The sequence below is a fragment of the Cronbergia sp. UHCC 0137 genome, assembly GCF_034932285.1.
Classification (GTDB): domain Bacteria; phylum Cyanobacteriota; class Cyanobacteriia; order Cyanobacteriales; family Nostocaceae; genus Cronbergia.
On the sequence record NZ_JAYGHC010000006.1, the window covers coordinates 9218 to 30223 of the forward strand.

Annotated in this window: 21 protein-coding genes; 11 read left to right on the forward strand and 10 right to left on the reverse strand. The window is 36.7% G+C overall.

The features are described 5' to 3' along the window. Window positions 1–72: 72 nt before the first annotated feature. The 3 genes from VB711_RS04050 to ilvA all read right to left on the reverse strand — a co-directional run bounded on the left by VB711_RS04050 (window position 73) and on the right by ilvA (window position 4441). Window positions 73–1410 (reverse strand): (Fe-S)-binding protein, encoded by a 1338-nt coding sequence (locus VB711_RS04050; protein WP_323284442.1) that lies wholly within the window; start codon window positions 1408–1410, stop codon window positions 73–75. A 76-nt stretch (window positions 1411–1486) separates the two neighbouring features. Continuing rightward, a complete protein-coding gene (locus tag VB711_RS04055; protein WP_323284443.1) occupies window positions 1487–2794 on the reverse strand; it encodes an FAD-binding oxidoreductase in 1308 nt (435 codons plus the stop codon). A gap of 126 nt (window positions 2795–2920) precedes the next feature. Continuing rightward, window positions 2921–4441, reverse strand: coding sequence for a threonine ammonia-lyase, biosynthetic (ilvA, locus tag VB711_RS04060; RefSeq protein WP_323284444.1), 1521 nt, complete (start codon window positions 4439–4441; stop codon window positions 2921–2923). A gap of 132 nt (window positions 4442–4573) precedes the next feature. On the opposite strand from ilvA, the gene VB711_RS04065 reads away from it, so the two are divergent. The 4 genes from VB711_RS04065 to VB711_RS04080 all read left to right on the forward strand — a co-directional run bounded on the left by VB711_RS04065 (window position 4574) and on the right by VB711_RS04080 (window position 7292). Beyond that, window positions 4574–5677 (forward strand): AAA family ATPase, encoded by a 1104-nt coding sequence (locus tag VB711_RS04065; protein WP_323284445.1) that lies wholly within the window; start codon window positions 4574–4576, stop codon window positions 5675–5677. A 101-nt stretch (window positions 5678–5778) separates the two neighbouring features. Next, window positions 5779–6513 carry a hypothetical protein gene (locus tag VB711_RS04070; protein WP_416233557.1) on the forward strand — a complete coding sequence of 245 codons (735 nt, stop codon included), beginning with the start codon at window positions 5779–5781 and terminating at the stop codon, window positions 6511–6513. Between the two features lie 94 nt (window positions 6514–6607). Next, window positions 6608–6907, forward strand: coding sequence for a type II toxin-antitoxin system HigB family toxin (locus VB711_RS04075; RefSeq protein WP_323284447.1), 300 nt, complete (start codon window positions 6608–6610; stop codon window positions 6905–6907). Further along, window positions 6870–7292: a transcriptional regulator gene (locus VB711_RS04080; RefSeq protein ID WP_323284448.1), complete on the forward strand. Its 423-nt coding sequence runs from the start codon at window positions 6870–6872 to the stop codon at window positions 7290–7292. The genes VB711_RS04075 and VB711_RS04080 overlap by 38 nt, the downstream gene beginning before the upstream one ends. 147 nt (window positions 7293–7439) lie before the next feature. Here the strand turns inward: VB711_RS04080 and VB711_RS04085 are convergent, their stop codons facing one another. The 4 genes from VB711_RS04085 to VB711_RS04100 form a co-directional block, all read right to left on the reverse strand. Further along, window positions 7440–7577, reverse strand: a complete 138-nt coding sequence (locus tag VB711_RS04085) for a hypothetical protein (RefSeq protein ID WP_323284449.1) — start codon at window positions 7575–7577, stop codon at window positions 7440–7442. Between the two features lie 27 nt (window positions 7578–7604). Then, window positions 7605–8135, reverse strand: a complete 531-nt coding sequence (locus tag VB711_RS04090; RefSeq protein ID WP_323284450.1) for a PIN-like domain-containing protein — start codon at window positions 8133–8135, stop codon at window positions 7605–7607. Window positions 8136–8556: 421 nt separating this feature from the next. Further along, window positions 8557–8820 carry a BrnA antitoxin family protein gene (locus VB711_RS04095; RefSeq protein WP_323284451.1) on the reverse strand — a complete coding sequence of 88 codons (264 nt, stop codon included), beginning with the start codon at window positions 8818–8820 and terminating at the stop codon, window positions 8557–8559. Further along, window positions 8817–9047, reverse strand: a complete 231-nt coding sequence (locus tag VB711_RS04100) for a BrnT family toxin (protein ID WP_323284452.1) — start codon at window positions 9045–9047, stop codon at window positions 8817–8819. Before VB711_RS04100 ends, VB711_RS04095 begins: the two co-directional genes overlap by 4 nt. Window positions 9048–9561: 514 nt before the next feature. Here VB711_RS04100 and VB711_RS04105 point away from each other — a divergent pair. From VB711_RS04105 to VB711_RS04115, 3 genes are all read left to right on the forward strand, one after another. Next, complete coding sequence (locus VB711_RS04105; protein ID WP_323284453.1) at window positions 9562–9735, forward strand: CopG family transcriptional regulator; 174 nt, start codon at window positions 9562–9564, stop codon at window positions 9733–9735. 165 nt (window positions 9736–9900) lie between these two features. Then, window positions 9901–11340 carry a 9,9'-di-cis-zeta-carotene desaturase gene (gene zds, locus VB711_RS04110; protein ID WP_323284455.1) on the forward strand — a complete coding sequence of 480 codons (1440 nt, stop codon included), beginning with the start codon at window positions 9901–9903 and terminating at the stop codon, window positions 11338–11340. A gap of 29 nt (window positions 11341–11369) precedes the next feature. Next, window positions 11370–11813: an SRPBCC family protein gene (locus VB711_RS04115; RefSeq protein ID WP_323284456.1), complete on the forward strand. Its 444-nt coding sequence runs from the start codon at window positions 11370–11372 to the stop codon at window positions 11811–11813. A gap of 425 nt (window positions 11814–12238) precedes the next feature. Here VB711_RS04115 and VB711_RS04120 read toward each other — a convergent pair whose 3' ends face one another. Then, a complete protein-coding gene (locus tag VB711_RS04120; protein ID WP_323284457.1) occupies window positions 12239–14332 on the reverse strand; it encodes a mechanosensitive ion channel family protein in 2094 nt (697 codons plus the stop codon). A gap of 274 nt (window positions 14333–14606) precedes the next feature. Here VB711_RS04120 and ovoA point away from each other — a divergent pair, with 274 nt between their 5' ends. The 4 genes from ovoA (at window position 14607) to VB711_RS04140 (ending at window position 17942) form a co-directional block, all read left to right on the forward strand. Further along, window positions 14607–15977, forward strand: coding sequence for a 5-histidylcysteine sulfoxide synthase (gene ovoA, locus VB711_RS04125; RefSeq protein ID WP_323284458.1), 1371 nt, complete (start codon window positions 14607–14609; stop codon window positions 15975–15977). A 113-nt stretch (window positions 15978–16090) separates the two neighbouring features. After that, complete coding sequence (gene egtD / locus VB711_RS04130; protein ID WP_323284459.1) at window positions 16091–17065, forward strand: L-histidine N(alpha)-methyltransferase; 975 nt, start codon at window positions 16091–16093, stop codon at window positions 17063–17065. 116 nt (window positions 17066–17181) lie between these two features. Then, complete coding sequence (locus VB711_RS04135) at window positions 17182–17313, forward strand: hypothetical protein (RefSeq protein WP_323284461.1); 132 nt, start codon at window positions 17182–17184, stop codon at window positions 17311–17313. 134 nt (window positions 17314–17447) lie between these two features. After that, the gene (locus VB711_RS04140) at window positions 17448–17942 is read left to right on the forward strand and encodes a DUF427 domain-containing protein (protein WP_323284574.1); all 495 of its coding nucleotides are present in this window, start codon (window positions 17448–17450) and stop codon (window positions 17940–17942) included. 111 nt (window positions 17943–18053) lie between these two features. Here VB711_RS04140 and VB711_RS04145 read toward each other — a convergent pair whose 3' ends face one another. Together VB711_RS04145 and VB711_RS04150 are read right to left on the reverse strand one after the other, a co-directional pair. Further along, complete coding sequence (locus VB711_RS04145; RefSeq protein WP_323284462.1) at window positions 18054–20744, reverse strand: DNA methyltransferase; 2691 nt, start codon at window positions 20742–20744, stop codon at window positions 18054–18056. A 39-nt stretch (window positions 20745–20783) separates the two neighbouring features. Then, window positions 20784–21006: hypothetical protein (locus VB711_RS04150; protein WP_323284463.1), on the reverse strand; the 223-nt coding region annotated here is incomplete at its 5' end.

Genomic DNA, 21006 nt, shown 5'->3' on the forward strand with positions numbered 1-21006 from the left:
GTTGGGTTGCGCTGTCGCTTAACCCAACCTACAAAAACTGTATAAATTAGACTTTTCAAACACCCTCTTAGGTTAAATATCCAATTTTACTCCTCTAATTGCATAATCTAACAACTCCATTGGATGTAAAACAGAAATATTTTTACCTTGTAAATATTTGGTAATTTGCAAAGTACAACCAGGATTGGCAGAAGTAATTAAATCAGCACCAGTATTTAATAAATTCTGGGCTTTTTGTTTACCCAATTCCTCAGCTACCTCTGGTTGCAACATATTATAAACACCCGCACTACCACAACATAAAGCTGCGTCTATTGGTTCTTTTAAAGTTACACCAGGAATTTGTCGTAATAACTGACGGGGTTGGACACTTATTTTCTGTCCATGTAATAAATGACAAGCATCTTGATAAACTAACTTTAAAGGTTTATCAGTTAGTGGTGAAAGTTTAGCAGTTAAACCGACATTTGCTAAAAATTCTTGAGCATCTTTAACTTTAGCAGCAAATTCTTCTGCCTTTTCTCGATATTCTGGATCATCTGCTAAAATGTGACCGTATTCTTTCAAAGTGTGACCACAACCGGCAGCATTAATAATAATTGCATCTACATTAGTATCAGCAAAACTATCAATCATTTGTCTTGCTAAAGCCTTTGCTTGTTCTGTTTGTCCTTGGTGTTCAGGAAGTGCAGCACAACAACCTTGAGATTTAGGAATAATCACCTCACAACCATTTGCGGTTAACACTCTCACAGTTGCTTCATTCACAGGAGAGAAAAACAAACGTTGTACACAACCTAAAATCACTCCTACACGATAGCGTTTTTTACCCTTTGCAGAAATCACATCTGGTAAATTATCTTGAAATGATTTGAGGGTAATTTGTGGTAGAATTGATTCCATTGCTGCCAAACGGGGGGATATCTTTTTAAGTAATCCAGTACCTTGAACTAACTTAGATAAACCCAACTTTTGATATACTAATAATGGAAATAGTAACATCCTTAAAAGATCAGGATTGGGAAACAGAGAAAATAGTAATTGCCGGACTAACTTATCTGGTAAACTGCGGTTATAATTGCGTTCAACCTGGTGACGAGTTGCCGAAATTAACTTATCATACTGCACACCAGAAGGACAAGTTGAAACACAAGCAAGACATCCCAAACAAGAGTCAAAATGTTCAACCGTTGCCGTATTCAGAGCAATTTCACCTTCATTAATAGCATCCATTAAATAGATCCGTCCCCTGGGAGAATCCATCTCCTTACCAAGTACCCGATAACTGGGACAAGTAGAGAGACAAAAACCACAGTGAACACAACTATCAATTAACTTTGGTTCAGGTGGATGAATTTGATCAAAACCCTTTAAATTCTTTAAACTAGCAATATTATCTGAAACTTCCATTAAACCTTTTCTCCCTCTTCCCTTTCCTACGCAACGTTATCGCAAACGTGTCTTTGCAGTTCATTAAACTTACTTCCTAAATCCCACCCAAAAATCGACCAGGACTTAAAATATAATTACCATCAAACTGTTCCTTAATCCCCCGCATCAAATCCAAACCATTACCCATATATCCCCACACATCTATATTTGATTTTAAACTTAGTGGTGCAGCTAAAACTGTCAAAAAGCCGGAATGAGACTGACATAAATCACGCAAAGCTAAAATCTGACTTTGATTATTTAACTGCACTATACCCAACCCACTGCTAATGTGAATTAAACCGAGTTCTATTTGATTCATGACCTCCACAGCAGCAGAAGGTAATACTCCTATTCTGCACGTAATTTGAGAATTTGTGGGGATAGAATGTATTTGTTCTGGTAATCGTTGCCATAAATCAGCTTCGTTTTCGGCTGAATAAATTACCCCATTTAAGCCTAGCTGTTGTCCAACGGCTAAAAGTCGTTTTGATTGTTCTTCCACACTTTCGCTAATACTTTGGAATCGGGTAATTAAACCCATTTCCGTACCTAAATTTAACATCGAGACTAACTTACTGGATAATAAATCAGCTTGGGTGGGTGTTAATTCGGAATTGCGGAGAGTTTTAGCGGCTTGGGATATAGCGTCTAGTTTACCAGTTAATACCACTGTTCCTGATGTTTCCGGTAGGGGATAAACACGAAAAGTTACTTGACTTATTATCCCTAATGTGCCATAAGAACCGGTGAATAGTTTCATTAAGTCGTAACCGGCGACATTTTTAACTACTCTTCCACCGGCTTTAGCGATTTGTCCATCAGCACGGATAAAAGTTATACCTAGTAGTTGGTCACGGACACCGCCATAACGTTGACGTAGAGAACCTGTATCAGATGTGGCGACGATACCGCCAATGGTAGCTGATTTTGGTGTGGCTGGGTCGAGAGCGATCGCTTGTCCAGATTTTGCTAGAATTTCCTGAAGTTGGGAAAATTTCATTCCTGCTTCGACGGTAACAGTCAAATCACCAACGGCGTGTTCTATTAATTGATTAATCCGTTCTGTACTGACGACAATATCAATATTTTTAGCTAACCCACCCCAATGAAGTTTACTACCGCTACCACAGGGAAGAACTCGCCAGTTATTGCGGTTAGCGGTGGCGATAACTTCTGCTAGTTGGGCTTGAGTATGGGGATATACAAGGCAACTGGGGGGATTTGGGGAGATTATCGCCTGTTGGATACGTTGTTGCTGACTAAGTTCGAGGTTTTCCCAAGGTACAACAGCATTTTGTTCGGTAATAATTGATGCAAGAATGGTGGCGTTGGCGTAGCCCGTCGTAGACATTGCATTCATCAGTTTATGTTTGATTTCCTGTTTTTAATTTACTTTACATTGAAGTACATTTTTTTTGTCTCACGCACCAGCGAAGCGAAGCACGAAAGTGCGTTAGGCGCAAAGGCGCAAAGGAAAAAATTTAAGTTAACCTAAAAACAACTTATAAGCAGGATTTTGGCTTTCGTCCCAATAACCATAACCAAGGGTATCAAGAAAAGCTTGCCATTCTTCGGTTTCGTGGGGTGGTACTTGCATTCCTACCACAATGCGTCCATAGTCTGCGCCATTGTTGCGGTAGTGACACAGACTAATATTCCAGTGGGGGGACATGGAGGTGACAAATTTCATTAAAGCACCGGGACGTTCTGGAAACTCAAAGCGGTAAAGTAATTCATGATCAGCCAGAGGGGAATGTCCACCTACCATGTGTCGCAGGTGCAGTTTTGTTAATTCGTCGTCTGTCAAATCTATGGTTTTTAACCCGTTGGCTTCAAAGGTTGCCACCATTTTAGCAGCATCGGCACGATTTTCAATTTGCACACCGACAAAAATATGTGCTTCTTTTTGGTCAGCAATGCGATAATTAAATTCTGTGAGGTTGCGGCTACCAATACATTCACAAAACTTTTTTAAACTACCTCTTTCTTCGGGAATCCTGACTGCAAAGATGGCTTCTCGACGTTCTCCAAATTCTGCCCGTTCTGCCACGAAACGCAAGCGGTCAAAGTTCATATTAGCACCGCAAGCTACAGCGATGAGGGTTTCACCTTGAATTTTTTCTCTTTCTACATAAGCTTTAGCACCAGCCACAGCCAACGCTCCCGCAGGTTCTAAAATAGAACGGGTGTCTTCAAAAACATCTTTAATGGCTGCACAAGTATCATCAGTATCCACTAAAATAATTTCATCTACATATTGCTGACATAAGCGAAATGTTTCTTCTCCCACTTCCCGCACTGCAACGCCGTCTGCAAACAAACCAACATGAGACAACCGCACCCGATGACCTGCTTGAATAGATTGATACATGGCGTTTGCGTCCACTGGTTCGACACCAATAATTTTGATGTCGGGACGCAACCGTTTAACATAGGCTGCAATACCGGAAATTAAACCACCCCCACCAATGGCGATAAAAATAGCATGAATGGGTTGTTGATATTGGCGTAAAATTTCCATCCCAATTGTACCCTGTCCGGCGATCACTTCGGGATCGTCGAAGGGATGAATAAAGGTTAACCCTTTTTCGGCTTCTAGTTGACGAGCGTGAGCATAAGCGTCATCATAGGTATTGCCATATAAAACTACCTCGCCCCCCCGTGCTTTCACTGCGTTGACCTTCATTAAGGGAGTGGTGACAGGCATAACTATAATAGCTCTAGTTCCCAATTTAGTAGCAGCCAAAGCCACACCTTGAGCATGGTTTCCAGCCGAAGCTGCAATCACTCCTTGTTGTAGTAAGTCGGGGGATAGGTTGGCCATTTTGTTATATGCTCCCCGCAGCTTAAAGGAGAAGACTGATTGCATATCCTCTCGTTTCAGTAGGAGTTTATTATTGATGCGGGTAGATAAATTAGGCGCGTATTCTAGCGGTGTTTCCTGAGCAACATCATATACACGAGCCGTCAGAATTTGAACTAGGTAATCGCAAAGCATGGAGTTCACAGGTGCAAGTGAGGATGGATGTTAATTTTACCGCTTGTTGACTATAGCGATCGCTTTTTAGCAGGTAAACTCGCTAAAACCATGATTATGAAGATATAATCAGTGTAATTAACCCAAAAAAGCGACTGACAAATGAAGGTAGAATCAATTTATATTCAGAACTTCAAAAAAATTCAAGATTTGAGGGTTTCTTTTAAAAACAAAATCCTTGATGAAGTTAGCGATCGCTTTCTAATTCTAGGTGATAATGGTTCTGGCAAAACAACATTATTGCAGGCTATAGCGTTACCATTAGCATTAGCAACTGGACGCATTCAAAAAGTTTCTGATTTCGATTGGATTGGCTTTTTACCTGGACGTTACTGGAGATGGGGAACACCAAGAATTGAATTAGAAGTATCGTTTGAAGAAGAAGAACTAGAAGCAACTCGTGAAATTGCTAAAATTTGGTATCATTCTCTACCACCAGATTTTCGTCCCGATCCATTTATTGTACCAGGAAATAGTCGTGTTGTTAAAGTTATCTTAAATGGAGAACATTGGAAGGTTGGCGATAACACACAAGCAGAACGCGCTCAGTTTCGAGGACGCTATTACGCACAAAGTTTTATTAATCGTGGTGATCAATCAGTTAGACATTACTTTTCTCAACTACCGGGAATTTTTTGGTTTGATCAGTTTCGGAATTTAGGAACTCCAAGTCAGGAAGCAGGAGAAGGTAACAAAGAACTAAGAAGTGAAACTTCTTTTGAATTGGGTGTTGGTCGTTTACGACAATATCTAATTCGTTGGAAACGCAAGCAAGAAGCGGGAATTAATTATGAAAATGATTATTTGAAGCAGCTAGAAAAACTATATAAAAAGGTATTTCCTGACCGTTGCTTTGCAGAATATTTAGAGGAACTTCCCAGTTTAGACTCTCCCACAGAAGAAATTACATATTTCTTACTCAATGATGGAAATCGAACTTATGACGTTGCTGAAATGTCTGCTGGTGAACAATCAATATTTCCTATCCTCTACGAGTTTGTTAGACAGCAAATTGCATATTCAGTTGTCTTAATTGATGAAATAGACTTAAATCTACATCCCTCATCATCTCAATTTCTTACAGGTCAATTAATGAGAATTGCACCAACTTGTCAATTCATTATCACAACCCATTCCGAAGCTGTAAGCAATGTCATTAGTGAAAGTGACATATATCGGCTATCAGGAGGAGTTTTGTGTCTGTAAGCGTTCTTTATTGTGAGGGCAACTCTGGTAGTTATGATATAAGACTTCTTCGTCAAATTTTACCGAAATGTGAAATTAGACCTCTTGGAGGAAAAAGTTTTATGGAAAAGATTATTCCTGATAGAGAAGTCGTACCAAATTTAGCTGGAATAGTTGATCGTGATTTTGATAACTATAATTTTACTCCTACAAATTCACCGCTTGCCTACAACTATGAAGAAGTACAGATAGGTTGGAAATGGGAAAGAAAAGAGATAGAAAATTATTTAATTGACCCAGTAGTTGTACAGCGTACTATCAGAAATAAAATTCCATCTATGGATTCATACCGTACAGCTTTAGATGAAGTTGCAAGAGAAATTGCAACCTATACAGCCGCTCGTTATGCTCTGCATTACTTTAGGTTTACAAATTCTTGGGGTGAACCAATTCAAAAAGTCTTTGGTTCAGAACATCGCTTTCCCAAGCGTAAAAATCAAGAAGATTGTCAAACAAAAATACGAGAAATAGTTCAACGGGACAAAGGTGATCGTATAATCACAGTAGATGCTGTTTTAGAAAAATTTGCAGAGTTACTTCCATCTTTTAGTCCTGGTGGATTTCATTTTGACAACTACCTCACTTTTTTTGCTGGTAAGGATTTATTATGTGGTATGGAAAACAAATTAAAAGACTTTGGTTTTCAAGCAAAAGCATCAGGAGTTAATAGTCCAATTCCAGATTTTTTAGACCAAATTTTTAAGAAAATAGAGCGAGAGGAAGATATTTGGAAATGGCTACCAGAGTGGGAAGAGTTGAGGTTGCAATTTACCAATGCTAATTTTACCGCTTGTTGACTATGGCGATCGCACTTCATCTAATTTTGAGAACATGATATTATTGAGGCTAATCTATAAAACTATTGGCTGTAAAAGTTAAAATCACAGTTTAATGCACGTTATCAGCCGGAAAAAGCTCAGAGAATATTGTCAGGAACACGCAGACTGTTGTGGATCTCTTGATGACTGGTATTTTATTGCTAGTAAAGCTAATTGGGATAATTTAATAGAGGTACAATCTGTTTATCCCAAAGCTGAAGCCGTTGGTAATTTGACGGTTTTTAATATTAAAGGCAATAAATACCGTTTAATTGTTAGTATTGATTATGAGAAACAGGTGATCTATATTAAATATGTCTTAACTCATGCAGAATATGACAAAGACTACTGGAAAAATAACCCTTACTTTTGATTTAGAAGTTTACAGTAAATTACTCTCACAGTATAAACCGCGAGTTATCAAGACTGAGGAAGAAAATGATCTGTTTTTGGCAGTTGTAGAAGATTTGCTTTCTCGTTCTCATCTGACAGCAGAAGAAAATGCTTTGTTGGAGTTATTAGTAAGACTAATTGAGGATTTTGAAAGTCAGCATTATCAGCTAAATGTTTCTACTCCTCGTTCCAGAATTTTGCATTTATTGGAAGCGAGGGATTTAGAAATAAGTGATTTAGTTCCTGTTTTGGGTTCGAGTGAGTTGGTTTCTCAGGTGATTAATGGTGTGGTAGGAGTGACGCGAGAACAAGCTGAAATGTTAGGGGAATTTTTTTACGTTGATGCAAGTTTGTTTGTTGGGTAAAAGATATAAATACAGGAAATTTATAATATTTGTATAAGTTTTATCGTTTTGACATTAGTATTGAAATTGGGTAAGTAACGAACCGTGAATAGTACAAAGGAAGAAATAGAGATAAGGAATACTTTTTAACTTTTCGCTTCTTTTATTTTATTCTAATTCTGCTATTTTCTCTTCAAAAAGACGTTGCAATTTTTGTAAATTTATTAGTTGTTCTTCAATGTCATATTCTCGACTTTTGGTAAAAGTGCCAAAGACAGTATAAGTAGGAAGTTGCAATCTTTTCAATTTTATTTGGAGTAAAGCTTGATCTTCTTAAAGTAGGTCAGAGTATGGATTACCAATCCTGCCATTTAGTATCTCAATTATTTGAGCTTGAAATATATCTTGTTTTGACAGATCAGGATGCTTTTGTTTTAAGTCATATAAATTATTTTTGAGAGATTTATTAACCTCTTTAATTGATGTTTCAATCTTTTCTATAATTTCTTTTATTTCAATTGTGGAATGTTTTTTATATGTCTCCAACTCTTTTTTCAGTGATCCTATTTTGTCTATTTTTAAATTTTCTTCTAATATCTTACTGATTTTATCATAAGCCTTAGACTGATCAGATATCACAGTTAAGCGATTTTTATGAAATTCATAACCAATTTGATGCGGAATCCAAATTCTTTCCTGAAGCTTTTCAAGAATATCAAACAATCTTTCTCTTGTTTTAGGAGAGTAACGATAGATATGCAATAAAACATTTGTATCAAAAGAAAAAATACATTCTTTCCATAATTCATCAAACTCTTGCTTTGTGGGTTGATAATAGCCAGGGAATAAATCACGCATATTCATTTTTGATAACTTCCTAAGAGATGATTAAAGTATTGTGACAATCCATACAAGAATAACACACAATATATTAGTTTTCCATCCTGTAAATCCTTAAATCCTGATTCAGACAATTTCCCAATGTTCTGATTGTAATTCACGGTTGTGGATATCTGATAAATGTTTCATCCTGAATACAACCATAAAAATCACTCAGCTTTGTTGTGTTTTGCTTTGGTGATGCTGTTTCATAAACAAGAATAATATCTAATTCCGTTCCTTCTATTGCTTGCGGTAAATGAATCTGTAAAAGTCCATCTTTACCAATGCCAGAAGGAACTCTAATACTTCGTATAATTAATTTTTCTCCTTGTATTCTAATAATTCTTATTTAATTGTAACCAATTTTAAGCAGGGTGCTCCTCCTCACCAACACTATAATTGATCAAGCAGATTGTTTATTACCACTACTTTCAATATGACGACGTAAAATTTCATTAATAGCTGTTTGATAGTCTTTATTTTTAGCTTTAAACCAAGCTATTACATCAGGTTCTAGTTGAATAATATTCTTTGCTTGTGCTGGGGAAATTTGCAGAATTGCTTTTTCAAAAAACTCATCGGTCAATGGGGGAATATCAGAATAGTCAATATCCTCGTCTGACATTGAATCTAAAGCTTGCCAATTAGTCCGTGAGATATTGTTCAAATTTTTTTTCGTTCATAACGATTTGCCTTTCGTGCTGAAATAATTCTCATTACATCACTCTGTCTGTCAGTCCAAATAACAACAGCCACCCCGTTTCTCAAAAAGCCTAAACGTTCATCTTCCTCAATCAGCATTGGACTATCAAACATTTCAGAAACGTCTGCGAAGTCAATTTGATGTTTACGGATGTTTTCTAAATTCTTCGCTTCGTCCCACTCAAACTGCATCAACTTTGAAAAATGCTAATTGGCTGACTAATCAATTATTACATATTTTACCAGTATTTTTCATCCTGTAAATCCTTAAATCCTGGAAATCCTGATTCAGACAGCTTTTACTAGATAATAGGACGAATGTGCGAGCTTACCGTAAATAATAGTATCATTTATAAGTAGTATTTAAAACCAGTAACGAGAGCGATCGCCTGACATACTGATTAAATTTTGGTACTCCTAAATAACACCGTTTACCTTCCAACTATCCCTCACAGAAAGGAGAAAAAAATAACATCAGGATAAAATTATACTGGATGCGGTCAAAAATTCTAATTGGACAAGGTAACAAGAGTCTGTTACTGTGTTATATCTTATAGGGTGATTATGAATGCTTTAACCAGTTGACAGAAGGAAAATTTTTAATAAAATTAATTACTCTGCTAGTTCTATGAGTTCTATGCCCAGAGTTTCATCTTTTCTTCTTGCAGCTACACTACTTTGAAAATGTTAATATACATCCACTTGCATGATAATGACAAATAAAAAATGGGCCGTTAAACGTATAACCGTCAATTTAGCTACACAGGAAGCCGAAAAACTGGAGCAATATTGCCAGCACACTGGTAGACCTGCTACTGATGTGATTAGGGAATTGATTAGAAGTTTACCCGTATTGGAGGAAAATAAAGAAAAAGTATAAATTCAGGAGGATAAAGGCTAAAAATGCTCATTTAATCATTGAATCCTTTATCCTTCTTTAAATCTAGGTTTCTCCTCACAACTAGGAAATTCCGTGACTAACCCAGTTACAATTTGTAAAGAAACTGATAGCGCAGCATGGCGTAAGCCATAAAGGAACGAGGGAATGCGTGTTGCAATTGTAGGTGCGGGACTAGCTGGACTAGCAACTGCCGTGGATTTAGCTGATGCGGGTTGTGAAGTTGAAATTTTTGAATCTCGTCCATTTGTGGGGGGAAAAGTTGGTAGTTGGGTCGATGGAGATGGCAACCATATTGAAATGGGGCTGCACGTTTTTTTCGGCTGCTACTACAATTTATTTGAGTTGATGGAGAAGGTGGGAGCAGGGGAAAATTTACGCCTGAAAGAACATTCTCACACTTTTATCAACAAAGGTGGAAAGACTGGTGCTTTAGATTTTCGCTTCTTCACTGGCGCGCCTTTTAATGGATTAAAGGCATTTTTCACTACTTCCCAACTTTCTCTACAGGATAAATTACAAAATGCGATCGCTCTGGGAACTAGCCCCATAGTTCAAGGTTTGGTAGACTTTGATGGAGCAATGAAAACTATCCGCAAGTTAGATAAAATTAGCTTTGCTGACTGGTTCTATAGTCACGGTGGGAGCAAAGGTAGCATTAAACGTCTGTGGAATCCCATTGCCTACGCTCTCGGTTTTATTGATTGCGACAATATTTCCGCCCGTTGTATGTTGACAATTTTCCAGTTTTTTGCAGTCAGAACTGAAGCTTCAATTTTGCGAATGCTGGAAGGTTCACCCCACGAATATTTACACAAGCCCATTGTGGCATATTTAGAAGCTAGAGGCACAAAAATATACACACGACGGCAAGTGCGGGAAATTGAATTTGCTGAATCAGGGGAAGAAACCCGCGTAACTGGTATTTTAGTTGCCAATGGTGAGAGAGAAGAAGTGATCACTGCCGATGCTTACCTATGTGCCTGTGACGTGCCAGGAATCCAGCGAGTATTGCCCCAAGCGTGGCGCAAATGGTCAGAATTTGACAATATATATAAACTTGATGCTGTTCCAGTCGCTACAGTTCAACTACGATTTGATGGTTGGGTGACAGAATTGGGGGATGAGCAAAGGCGGAAACAGCTAAATGAGGCGGTAGGAATAGATAATTTGTTATATACTGCCGACGCTGACTTTTCTTGTTTTGCTGATTTGGCTTTGACTAGCCCCAGCGATTATTACCGACCAGGGGAAGGATCTTTGTTACAGTTGGTATTGACACCGGGAGATCCTTTTATTAAGCAAAGTAACGAAGCGATCGCTCAACACGTCCTCAAGCAAGTGCATGAATTGTTCCCCTCGTCAAGAGATTTAAACATGACCTGGTATAGTGTAGTTAAACTGGCTCAGTCTCTCTACCGCGAAGCCCCAGGTATGGATGTTTATCGTCCTGACCAAAAAACCCCCATACCTAATTTTTTCTTAGCAGGTAGTTACACACAACAGGACTATATTGACAGTATGGAAGGAGCAACAATTTCTGGAAGACAAGCCGCGAAAGTGATTCTCGAAACTGTGAAAAAATAAGCAACAAACCACAAAGGAAAAAGCCAGATATGTCAGATTTCTTAGAGCATAGTGTGCAGGTGGAAGTCGAAGCGCCTATAGATTTAGTATGGAGTCTGTGGTCTGATTTAGAGCAAATGCCCCGGTGGATGAAATGGATTGATTCGGTGAAAATTTTACCCGATAATCCAGAAATATCTCTATGGAAACTGAGTACCGGGGGGTTGGATTTTAGCTGGAAATCTCGCATTCTCAAAGTTATTCCCAATCAAATTATTCAATGGGAATCGGTTGATGGTTTACCAAATCAAGGTGCAATTCGCTTTTATGACCGTCAGAATACCAGCATTGTTAAAATGACGGTTTCCTATGCTATCCCTGGCATTCTTGGTAAAATCATGGATAATCTGTTTTTGGGAAAGGTGGTAGAGTCTACAATTCAAGCAGATTTGGAAAGGTTCAAGGAATACGCATTGAATGTAAAACCTGATTAGTGCAATCAATGTCTAAGTAGTCGTGCAAAATTAATCAGAAAACGTAATTGCGTCAAGCCCACATTCGGCAGGTATTTTTTGAATTTTTGTAATTATCTACAATCCAATGATAACAAGGCTTTCAAAGTATATTTACTCATACTAAATGTGGGTTGTAGGGCAATACTTCTCGGTTAAGGAGTGTAGAGACGTTCCATGGGTAGGGATTCTCGGCTCTACAGGGGTTTTCGGTTCACAAATTTGCTTAACCGAGCAGTATTGGGTTGTAGGGTGCGTCAGACCCGATAATTGAGCATCTAGCAGATTTTATCTATCTGACGCACCACACTAATAGACGGTTCTAAAAGTCTGAAACTAGGTAATTTCGTTCATACATATCATCTGCATTTTGTACAGTGCGTAAGTCCTAGAATCAATGAAAATGGTTAAGTTGTTACGGGTCTTTCTGCTGCCAGAGATTGTGAGATTATTTCCGCAACCGAATTAGGGATTTGATTCTTAGTTTGTGGTAAATAAAGATTGCGTTCAGGAATTGCTGACATCTGAATATTTTCTTGCTGAAACCGTTCCTGAATCATCTGAATCACATCTTCATGAACTCCCCAAAAATCTTCTGTTTTAGTCCAGCCACCAATACCAACGGAAAAATAGTAATCTTCAACCGACCAAAGAAACTTTCCTGGTTTGGGATCTTCCAGAATTTTTGGGTGGGATTTAATAACTTCCATCAGCAAATTTTGGACACGCTGTAAGTCTTCGTTAAAACTAATCCGCAACCAAATCTGCACACGACGAATTTCTGCATGAGTCAGATTTTCTATCATCCCTCCCCAAACATTATTATTGGGCATAATATACATCTGACCAGTGAAACCTTTTATTTTGGTGCTGGCTAGAGAGATAGAATCTACATAACCCCAAATACCCCCAACTTTGACTTCATCACCAATATCAAATGGTTTGTTAAACATAATCATCAAACCACTAGCAAAGTTACCCAAATTGTTTTGTAAGGCAAAAGCTAACACGAAACTCGCACCCCCAAGCAAGGCTAAAATTGGACCAAGGCTGACTTCTAGTGCTGTTAGTGCCAACATGATACCGACGATAACACCACCACGTTTGATAACCATGACTGTAAACTGGCGCAATAATTCAGATGCACCCCCAATCCGTTTTAAGGAGCGATTGAGGATAATTCCTAGAATTTGAGAAACAATGGTAGAAGCAATAACAATACCGACAAATTTACCGATATTCGCTGCCCAACGCAAGCCGCCTTCTCCTGATTTTACCCAACTTACCAAGCGCACTCCAGCCCCTTCAGCGTCTTTTAAATCAACTGCAACTATGCTGATGGCTTCGATATATTGTTGATAAGCTTTAGGATCTCCTCCTTTGCGTTCTAACTCTGCAAGCACAACTTTGAATCTATCAACTATGGCGGTTCGATCTGATTGCAATTCTGTAACGTTAGCTACGAGTTGATTTTTTAATTTCGCTTCTGCTTCTGCATTTTTATCTAATTGATCTGCGGCTTTTTCTAGTTTGCCTCCCTTAGTTTTGAGACTTTCTTTATTGTTAACAGTATCAACTGATCCGGCTACTTTCGTACTACCATCACCTTCAATTTTGGTATTATCTAAAACAGTTGCAGCTTTATTTAAATCTTGGGAAGATTTCTTAGTAGCATCTGGAGTTTTAATCCCTTCTATTTCTTCTCTCACTTGCTTGAGAGATTTTTGGGCTGCATCTAGCTTTTTAGTTGCTTCTTTAAATTCTGGAGAATCGGGAACAGCTTCTTTTTCCTTGGTTTGGGCTTCTTCAAAAGTTTTGATTGCTGCATCTAATTTATCAATTTTTTTTGTAGTATCATTGTATGCAGATGAACCAGCAGTTAATTCTTCTCGCTGTTTTTTGGCTTGATCTAATGCTTCTTTAGCTTTATCTAATTCTCCTGTTTCCTTAGCTTTTTCGATGGCTTTTTTTAAGGTATCATCCTGTTGAATATCTTTTTTAGCTTCTTTAGCTTCCTGAATAGATTCCTGTCCTTTTTTTAGTTCTTCTTTGGCTGCTTCTAATTTTTTTGTAGCTTCTTCATATTCTGGAGATCCAGGAGCGGCTGTTTTGAGTTGTTCTTCCGCTGCTTTCAGGGCTTCCTGTGAGTTGTTTAAGGAATCAGATGCTTCTTTCTGTTTGTTGATGCTGAGATTTTGCCGTTTAATAGCTATTTCTGCATTACTGATTTTTTGAACTTTATCTTTTAGTAAAATCAACCAAGCCACTGATTCATTTTGCAGTTCTTCTAATGTTAATGGCTTAACTAATAGTTGCAGTTCGTCAATAGGAACAGTAGGATCTTGAGTCGTCACTGCAAATTGAGGATCTCCAGCAGCAGGTTGAATTTTCTCAACTTTTGCTTCTTCTGCTGCTTTTTCTTCTGTTCTTCCTGGTGCAGTCCATAATGCGAATGCACAGACTACACCAGCGAGAACAATAGCACGAACTCGATAGCGCATGAATTTTCTCCTGATTTTTACAGACAAGCTGATACTTGTAAGTCATAAAATTAAGCTATATAGTAATCTATATTGAGAAATATCACAGATAAATTGTTAGATAAAAACGGATATCTTAACTTTTCTTTATTAAAAATGCCAAAATAGTTAAATTTTGGTTAAAAGTGAAAAAAGTGTACCAAAATAGGCTATTTAAATAAATGGCATGAAAATGTTGGAAAATATCTGCTTTTCGGTAGATATATATTTTTTTTGCAGAATTTAATTTAAGTCCATGCAAACAATTCCCAAGGCCAAAATTAATCAACTGGCATCTGCTCAAGTCCCCAAACTTAATGATTGCAATTGCCAAACGCTACTCAATTACTTTGAGAACTCGTGGAACTTAGAAGAAACACTTTTCAAGACTTTAATTAGCAAAGATACATTTTACCTCAATCCCGATCCTTTAAGAAACAAATTAATTTTCTACCTTGGACATTCAGCAGTTTTTTACATCAACAAATTAATCCGGGTTGGTTTACTCGCAAATCGCATCAATCCCCAATTTGAAATTTTGTTTGAAGTTGGCGTTGATCCAGAAACACCAGCAGATTTAGAAAACGCTACAAAAGATATCATCTGGCCTGATGTTTCTCAAGTTTGGCAATATCGAGAAAAAGCCAAAGCAGAAATTACTAAAGTTATTGAAAATACACCTTTAAATCTGCCTATTCATCCCCAACATTCCCTCTGGGCTTTATTGATGGGAATTGAGCATAGTCGTATTCATTTTGAAACTTCATCTATGCTACTGCGTCAATTACCTGTGGATAAATTACAACGTCCCCAAGATTGGAATTATGCACCTACAAATGGGAAAACTCTTGATCATCAAATGCGGGAAATACCCGGTGGTGTGGTGAAATTAGGTAAAAAAGATAATGATTTTACTTTCGGTTGGGATAGTGAATATGGTAGTTTAGAAGTAGAAGTTAAACCATTTTTAGCCAGTCAGAATTTAATTACTAATGGCGAATTTTTACAATTCGTGCAAGCTGGTGGTTATGAAAATGCTGATTATTGGAATGTTGAATCTTGGAAATGGAAAAAATTATATAATGTTCAATATCCAAAATTTTGGATATTAGAAAACAATGGTAATTACCGTTATCGGGCAGTATTTGATCAGCTAGATTTACCTTTAGATTGGCCTGTAGAAGTCAACTATTATGAAGCGATCGCTTACTGTTCCTGGAAAGGTAAACAACAAAATAAAAATCTGCGTTTAATGACAGAAGGAGAATGGAATAGGGCTTTACAAGTATCTGAAGACTTTAGTGTGGAAAAAAATTATAATCTCAACATCCAATTTATTTCTCCTTCCCCCGTAGGGATGTTTTCCGAAACTAACAAATCTGGTATTTTTGATTTACGGGGTAATGTTTGGGAATGGTTATCTAGTAAATTTTACCCATTACCAGGATTTCAAACTCATTATCTTTATGAAGATCAATCTGCACCTTTTTTTGATAGTAAACATCAAATGATGCTTGGTGGTTCTTGGGCAACAAATGGTACAATGGCTTTACCTTGTTATCGGAACTGGTTTCGTCCCTATTTCTATCAGCACGTTGGTTTTAGAATTGCTGAAAGTTTGGATTAAATACAACATTTATATTCCCGACTTCTAAGATTAATTTCTTGACAAGAAAGATAAAAAAGAAGTTGGGTATCTTATTGATCTAACAAACAGAATTAACAGAGAGGATTAAAACAATGATTGCTCAACCATTAACAGTTTTAGACCATCATTATCAAGAGTTAAGAGATGATGGAGAAGATGTAATTAAGGGATTAACTCAAATTCCCAAAACCTTATCTCCGAAATATTTTTATGATGATCATGGTTCTCTATTGTTTGAGAAAATCTGTGAATTACCAGAATATTATCCCACCCGCACAGAAGCATGGATTTTAAATGAATATGCGGATGAAATTGCAAAAATAACAAATTGCTGTGAATTAATAGAGTTAGGTAGTGGTAGTTCTACAAAAACACAAGCTTTGTTAACTGCTTATCAAAAAATTGCTGATTCTTGTAGATATCTTCCTATTGACGTGAGTGGAGGTATTCTCAAAACCAGCGTTTTACAGTTACAGAAGAAATATCCTGACATCGCAATTCATGGTTTACTGGGAACTTATGAACAAGCCTTAGTTCATTTAGAATCTAATTATTTACAGTCGCGGATGTTGTTTTTTTTGGGAAGTTCATTAGGTAATTTCAATCCAGAAGAATGCGATAATTTTTTAAATCAAGTTTCTCACACTTTACAACCTGGAGATTTCTTTTTATTGGGTATTGACTTACAAAAGCCCAAGGACATTTTAGAAGCAGCTTATAACGATAGTCAAGGTGTGACTGCTGCCTTTAATTTGAATATGCTTTCTCATTTAAATTGGCGTTTTCAAGGGAATTTTGATATCAATTTGTTTAGACATCAAGCGGTTTATAATCAGATTGATAATCAAATTGAAATGTATTTACATTGTCAAAAAAGCCATTGGGTAACTTTAGCAGCTTTGGATTTAAAGGTGTTTTTTGCAGAAGGAGAAAGTATATTAACAGAAATTTCTAGGAAGTTTAATTTAGCAACTATGGCAAAACAAATGGAAAGCAAAGAATTGAAAACTGTAAAAACTTGGACAGATGAAAAAGGATGGTTTGGATTGATTCTTTGTCAAGTCTAGTTGATTTTTTACCAGCATTCAGAAAACAAGATTTAAATATTTGTACTGTCACATTGGTAAATTAGGCAATTAGTTAAGTTTTGTTGATCGCCCATTTTGCCAGTAAAGGAAAACCAGTGGTAGTTGGTGATTCAGATAGGGGTTCGGTATATCCTGACATTGGGTGCGATCGCTTTCCTGATGATACTCAAGATAGTTTACTTCGTCTAGAAGAAGGCGTTTTAGAACTACATCAACAACTCCGATAAATTAAGTAATGATAAAAATTCCGGTCTTGCTTAATTCTGGGATAAGATCATTAAATAATAACTCTATTTCTCTCCGCGCCTCTGCGCCTCTGCGCCTCTGCGTGAAAAAAACAATTAATGGAAGAAAAATCATGATGAGACCAAATCCCATCCCCCCACAGCCAGGACAAGAATCAGTTTGGGACTACCCCCGTCCAGCAATTTTACAAGATACCGATAAACACCTGAAAGTGATTTGTAATGGTGTTGTTTTAGCAGAAACCACCAGAGGAAAAAGAGTTTTAGAAACCAGTCATCCTCCTACCTATTACTTCCCCCCAGAAGACATTAAATTAGAATATTTAATTGAAACACCAAAGAAAAATATCTGTGAGTGGAAAGGTGCATATCAATATTATGATATCAAGATTGGTGATAAACTTTTAAAATATGCTGCTTGGAGATATTTTGATCCAACCCCAAACTTTCTTCCCATTCAAGAATACTATGGTTTTATCGCAGTTTTAATGGATGCTTGTTATGTAAATGATGAGCTAGTAAAACCCCAATCTGGTGATTTTTATGGAGGGTGGATAACTGCGGATATTGTTGGACCATTTAAAGGTGAACCAGGAACATGGGGATGGTGAATTTCGTAGGTTGGCTAAAACAAAGTGAAACCTAACAAAATTAATGTTAGATCAAGGATATAATTATCTTTGTCTAGCACATAAAAAAAAGTGCAAATACGAACTTATCAGTTATTTACTATGGTTGGGTGTCCAAAGTCCAATTATTTTTATTCCCTGTTTTTCTTTTTCGGCTAGTTCTAAATTTAATTTGAGCAGTTTTTCTAAAATATCATCTTCTGGGTTCAATTTATAAGCTTCCATTACCAGTTTATCTAATTGTTGATGTAGTTTATAAAGTTGGCTAGTTGGTTCGTTGAGGAATTTATTATATAGTGTGGTGATTCCCCATTGTTTTGTTTCCATTTGTTGGGTACGATATTGATGTAGTTCTTCCATTTTGGTGCGGATTTTTTCGACTATTTGAATATCTGCTGTTTGGGGAAAGGGAAAGGTTTCAAAACACGTTGTATTAGTGTAACGAGTGTCACCTTTTAAAGTTGAACTTTGCGCTTTTACCCAAATTCTATGTATATTAGATGTGAGAATACCCAGAATATAAAAATCATCTGATGCAATTACCATATTAGCTTCACATGGTAAAATGGAAATATCTACAGGTGTAAAAATTACCCATTTAGCAATTTTTGGTAAAGCAAAATAACAAGATAAAGAAGATATCGCTTGTCTCATAGCTGGTCTTTTTTCAGCAAATTTCCACCAATTAATTCTTCTTGCGTCTCTACGGTTTTTGTTTCTTTCTGGTTGAACTTTCTCCTGGACACGCTGAAAAGGTAATTGATATTCACTTGCTTCCTCTATTGATAAGTTATTGAAATCAATTACCCAATATAATTTTAAATAGGGATTAATTAAAGTTTTACCATCAATCATTGGCTTTAAAATATTTGCATTTTTAGAATCAATTTTAATCCATTCTTTAGCTTCTTCTTCGGATATTATAAAGCCTTTTCCACCAAGCGCACAAGATTCAAAAGAAAAATTTTTATTTGCTTGTAGTTTTACAGCAGTTGTAACTGATATCTCACTTTTTAACGAAGCAGTAATAAAGGTAACTTCAAAATTATCCAAAAAATTTTGTCTTTGTTTTGCTGTTGTCCAGTTGACGATACTAACATGAACAGCAGCGTCTCCAGACCAAACTTGACTAGAAATTGCATCATGGATAATTCCACCATTACTGACAATATAATCTAAACTTGCTTTTCTACCTGAAACCTGAGTAATAGAATTTGTAGCAACTAACCCTCCTCTTCCTTTATCACGAAGTAAATCATGAGATTTCCTAAACCAAAATACACAAAAATCTGGTTGTCCTTTTACTTCTGGAAAAGCTTGATATATTTTTTCTGTATATTCATCTCCTAATTCTATTCGTAGTTTTTTACCACCTAAAAATGGCGGATTTCCAATAATTGCATCTGCTTTTACCCATTCACTAAATAACGCATCTTGACAAACAATATTATGATCTAAACTATCCAATGGTAATGCAGGTTCAGTTAAACTAAAGTTATCAATTGCAATCTTTCTCGCTATCATCAAAGTCACCCGCGCTAATTCCACCGCAAAGGGATTTGTATCCATTCCGTAAAATTGCAAAGGTGTCACCAAACCCATTTGCATTTGTTTATCTTTTGATTTACTTAAAGATTGAATTTTTTCTAAAAGCAATATTTCAATTCTTTTCAATTCCTGATAAGCTAAATAAAGAAAATTACCAGAACCACAAGCCGGGTCTAAAACTCGATAACTTTGTAATTCTATTTGTAATTTAGAAAGTTCTTTAACTGTACTTGCTTCCTCTATTCTATCTTCCCAATAACGGCCAATTGTGGGACGGATAATTTTCATGATATCCGCTTCGGAAGTATAATGAATACCTCTTGCGTGACGTTCTTTTTTATCTACCGTTCCTTCAAATAAATTCCCAAAAATAGCGGGACGTACCTTACTCCAATTTTCTCGTGCTGAAACATCTAAAAAATTTAATTCTTCTCTGGTTAACTCAATTGCATCAATTCGAGAAAATAAACCTCCATTAAAATAATCTACTCCTTGATAACGTCCTGTTGGTGTAATTCCAGGTTGATTCATTTCCCTAAATAAACCACCCAAAACATCATAAGAACTTCCACCATTCATGCAATCTTGTACACAAGAAATGAAAATATCACGGGTTAAAAGTTGTCTATCTTCTGCAAACATCGCTAACACACATTGTAATATAAAACGCTGTGCTGTTAATTTTTCTATTCCCCTATTTTCTAATTCTAATAATAATTCTCCCATGCGTCTAGCTGCGCGTTCTGTTACCTCTACCTGGTTATTTTGGAATACAGGCGTTTTTTGCCCTAATTCCATAAATGCCAACGCTCCCGCCCGTTCTGGTAGTAATTCTAGGGGAATTTTATCTACAGGTGTATCTAATTGAATATCAAAATTAAATATCCAAAATTCATCAAAGTTACACAAAATCACATATTTAGGACGATTTGGTACTAACCGCGTCCAATAATCAAAGGCTTGGGAATAATGTTTACTTAAATCTTCTCCCCGTTTTTTCATCTCAATTAAAACGCGGGGTTTCCAAACTAAATCAGCAAAGCCAGTTTTCCCAGTTTTACTACTTTTCTTAATTGCTTCTTCGTAAGTCGCACCAGCTTCTAATGCACCTTCGTGTCCAAATGCTCGAAAAAATCGGTCTAGAAATGTTTGCGCTTCTTTGCGTTCTTGTCCGGTAATGTGTTGGTTACAGAAATTGACAAATTTAGATAAACTTTCTGGTGTTGATGATGTCATTATTTTTGTTTTTCGCAGAGTCCCAGATTAAATTGGTTATTATTTTTGATGCAGTTCTTGGATCATCTCTGTGATTTCTTCAATACTAGAATTTAAAACTTTTGCCATTTGTTCTTTAGTTAAACCTAATTCTATCAAATGGGGTATTAACTCTAATTTAACTTTGCGTCTACCTTCTTTTCTTCCTTCTTCTCTTGCTTCTTGTCTTACTTCTTCCCATCCTTCCTGTCTTCCTTCTTCTTTTGCTTCTTGATAAAATCGT